The 3,639-nt window shown below is 65.9% G+C and carries 3 protein-coding genes; all 3 read right to left on the minus strand.

Annotation, left to right across the window (positions count from 1 at the left end; genetic code table 11):
* Positions 1 to 51 precede the first annotated feature (51 nt).
* Positions 52 to 1,500, minus strand: coding sequence for an ISLre2 family transposase (locus tag AB1609_18105; GenBank protein MEW6048360.1), 1,449 nt, complete (start codon positions 1,498 to 1,500; stop codon positions 52 to 54).
* Between the two features lie 127 nt (positions 1,501 to 1,627).
* Complete coding sequence (locus AB1609_18110; GenBank protein MEW6048361.1) at positions 1,628 to 1,864, minus strand: hypothetical protein; 237 nt, start codon at positions 1,862 to 1,864, stop codon at positions 1,628 to 1,630.
* Positions 1,865 to 2,419: 555 nt separating this feature from the next.
* Positions 2,420 to 3,639 (minus strand): family 10 glycosylhydrolase (locus AB1609_18115; protein MEW6048362.1); only part of this gene is annotated, 1,220 nt, incomplete at its 5' end.

Here is a 3,639-nt window from a genome sequence, read left to right on the forward strand (position 1 = left end):
GTATGTGTCAAGTCCCGGTGGGGGCCTTTTGGTGACCCCGCCTGTTCCCTGCTATACCCTGGCCCCCCACGGCGCCGCCCAGGCCAGCCGGCTGCGCAGCGCCGCCCCCGTAGCGGTCTGGCGGGCGTCGGGGTGGCTCAGCATCGGCAAATGCGCCCGAAGCCAGGCCTGCGGGTCGACTTCGACCAGCCCCCGGCGAATCTTCCGGGCAAGCCGCACGAGCACCGGCTGGGGTGACCGCACCTGCCAGCTTCCCGCCGTCCACTGGGCCAGCCACGCCCTCAGCCGCCCCTCGTGGCGCAAACAGCGTAGCTGCATCATGTGGTGCGCCCCCCGCCGCGACCAGGCCGCTTTCCCCTTGAGGCGGTCGGCGACCACGTGGCGCACCGACGGCTCCGTGGCCCCCAGCCCCCGCGCCGGCTCGGGCAACGGCCCGTTGCGCAGCCGCCAGTCATCCAACCCCTCCCGGTTCGCCTCCAGGTAGCCCAATACCGCCTGTAGCTCTTCTAGCGCCACCGGGCAGCCCGGGTCGGCCTGGGCCTGTGCGAAGATAGCCACCACCTTCGCCCAGTCCCCGCGCCGGGCCGCCTGCTTGGCCCGGCGCAAGAGGCGCGTGTTCCACCCCAACACCCGCTCCAGCGCTGCATTGCGATGAAACGGATCCAGGTGCCATTCCTCAATGCCCATCCACTCCCGGCCCGCTTTGGCCCACGACGCCCCGTCGCTGTTGCCCACCAGTCGCCGCACCCCGCCGAGCTTGTAGCGCTCCATAAACCGCCAAAAGCCCCGGGCCCAGAACGCCTCCGTCTCCAGATCCCCACCCCAGACCAGCTTGCCCTTCAGCCGATAGCGCCGCCCGGCCGGGCTCTCCGGCTCCCAGCCCTCGTGCATGAGCCCCAGCTTCAGCTCCCAGCGCCGCTGCTTCTCGCGCTGCAATGCCACCCATACCCCGTCCACCTCGCAGATCACGGCCGGCGCCTCCCGCCCCTCCCCGAGGGGCAACTCGCCCGTCTGCTCCATCGCCTCCACCGCCCGGCGCTGCTCGGCCTCACGGGTTGCACCCGCTTCCTGCACCCAGCGATGGATGGTCTGGGCGCTCACCGGCATCCCCGCTTCCGCCAGGATCGCCGCCGCCACCCGAAACGGATGGCGCGTCGCCAACTCCACCGCCCACTCCTGCACCCCCGGGCTGAAGCGCTCCCCCTTCGCCAGCCCCAGCGCTTCGTCCAGCGGGTAGCGCTCCTCCCACGCCCCATCGGGGCGCCGCCGCCGGTACATGCGCCGCTGCAGCCGGTACTCCAGGCCCAATAGCCCCATGACGCGCTTTGTCTTGAGCCCCACCGACTCCCACCCCGGACCGGGAGGCCCCAGGCGCTCGTCGATGCGCCGGACCGCCGCTTCGATGATGGCCGCGGCCTTCGCCCGCCACTCCGCCACGATGAACCGCTCCAGGTCCTTGAACGAGCGAATCTCGCTGGGTAGAATGAACGTAAGCTCCATGAAGACCCCGCCTTCCGTGCTGTGTTGCTTTCAAGGCGGGGTCTTTTCGTTACGATTTCCCACCTCCCTCCAGCCCTCGGGCTGGAGGGAGGTGCCTCCCCTACCGGATCCTGACACCCACGCCCACCTAAAAGTTACTCATTGTGAGAAGCAGCACTCTTGCCATGAAAAGCCCGCGGGTTTGGCCAGGTAGGGACCGGCGATGATCCGAGTCTCCTTCCTCCCCCCTGCCCCCCGCCCTTAGGGAGGCCGCTTGGGCCGCGGTGGCCGGGCTGTCAAAAAGGGCGCCCCACTCCTGGAACTCCAGGTTGCTGGTCACAACGAGCGAGCGCCGCTCGCAGGCCTTGGCCACCAGCTGAAGCAGGTAGCTGTAGGCCGGTGGCGTCCATCTTCAGGTAGCCCGGCTCATCCAGGATAATGAGGCCGTGGGCCAGGATGGCCTGGGTGTGCTGGCGTGGCCCCTTGCCCCGAGCGCCTTCTTGGAGTCCCTCTGCATATGCGCCAAACGCCTGCGCTTCAGCACCGTACGCTATCATCCACCGGCATCCGGAACCCTAGGAGATCCCGCCGAGCACTTCGTCGCTGGCCTCGACGCGACCGCCCAGGCCAAGAGCGCCCACCAACCAGCACTTTGCCATCGAGCGCCTCAAGCGCGCCAACCCCGCTGGATCTCAGCCGACTTGGCCCGCCGTCGGCCCGGCCGGAGGGCAGCGGAACGCATCCCGACCCCGTCCCGCACTTAACCGGGCCGTCCTAAAGCTGTAGCTTGTAGCCGAGCTTTCAAGCTCCCTTGACCTGATGCTTCATGTGTCATAATCATCCCACAGCTTCTTGTCCTGCGCCTGCCGGCCCAGGTACATAACCCGCCTCTGCTGCATCTCTTCCCTTCCGTATCGTTTCCCAAGTCTGGGTCAGCCGCTCATCCTTCAGGCGCCGGTGACGGCTCCTGGTACGGGACCTCAGTGGCCTGATAGAGACCGAACCGCACGAGACTCGTGATCCGTCCGAGATCCTCGTCAATCCTCTTCAGAGCCTCGGGCTTCAGCAAGCCGTTGGCCGCCGCCTTCTCGGCAATGCTTTTGGCCTCTAGCATCTTCTCAAGCGCCTCCTGAATCAGTTTCACATCCGGTTCTTCGCCAGCTGCAGCATCGCGTAGCTTGTCCTCGGCCTCTTCAACGGCGTCAAGCAGCGCGCTCGCCGCCGTGATGGTGATGCCACCTCCGTCGATAACAACCTGAACCCGGTTGTTGAGCTCCCTCAGCAGGGCCACGGCACCCCCATAGGGGTCGGCGTGCGGCATAGAAGCAGGCGTCCTGAAGGGCCCCTGCGCCAGTTGCCCGTACAACTCCTGGGGCATGTGGAGGGTGGAGAAGACGCAGATACCCAGGACCCCAAGTTCTCTTGCGGCCTGGATCTGGCTCATGACCTGGTCGCGATTGTAGACGTAAATGCCAGGATACGAGAGAGCATGGTCTTCGAGCAGGGCTCGGCCCTCACGTGCCAGGCGGCGGAACGTATCCATGTGCTCCGTGTAAATCATGGGTTTGACGTAGGCAACGTACTTGTTGTCAGCCCAGTGCTTCCAGTTCTGCATCTTCGACCGTCTTGCATCGAACAGATCGGGCATGACGGCGGCCGAGATGACCAAGCCCGGCCGCACCTGGTGAACGCGCCGCACTGCTTCCGCTACCAGCGACGTCACTTGCTTTTCTCTCCAGGCGTTCCAGGCCTGGTAGTCGTCGGTGTACTTCATGAAGCCGATAGGATCCTTGCCGTATTCCTTCTTGAACGCTTCTCGGGTGTACGGGCTGTACCCGAAGGAGGCGACGGCCTCGTCTTCGTAGCGGATGTAATCCAGATGCAGTCCTTCCACCTCGTAGCGGGTGACCAGGTCCACATACACGTCGACGAGCCATTTCCGGACCTCCGGCCTCGACGCTTGCAGCCAGAACGTATCGCCGCGCGGTGACTGCTTTCCGCCGTCACGATTCAGTTCCGCCCACTCCGGGTGCCTCTCGAGCACGGGTCCGGGCTTACCGAAACCGGCGCAAAAAGCCCAAACCCATGGGTAGACGGCCAGGCCGCGCTTGTGCGCTTCTTCCACGATGACCTGCATGGGATCCTCTGTCCATGAACGGT

The sequence above is a fragment of the Bacillota bacterium genome (genome assembly GCA_040754675.1).
Classification (GTDB): domain Bacteria; phylum Bacillota; class Limnochordia; order Limnochordales; family Geochordaceae; genus Geochorda.

What these genes read in the sequence shown, in the direction of transcription:
- AB1609_18105 (MEW6048360.1), bottom strand. Translation starts at nt 1,500, where the DNA reads ATGGAGCTTACGTTCATTCTACCCAGCGAGATTCGCTCGTTCAAGGAC.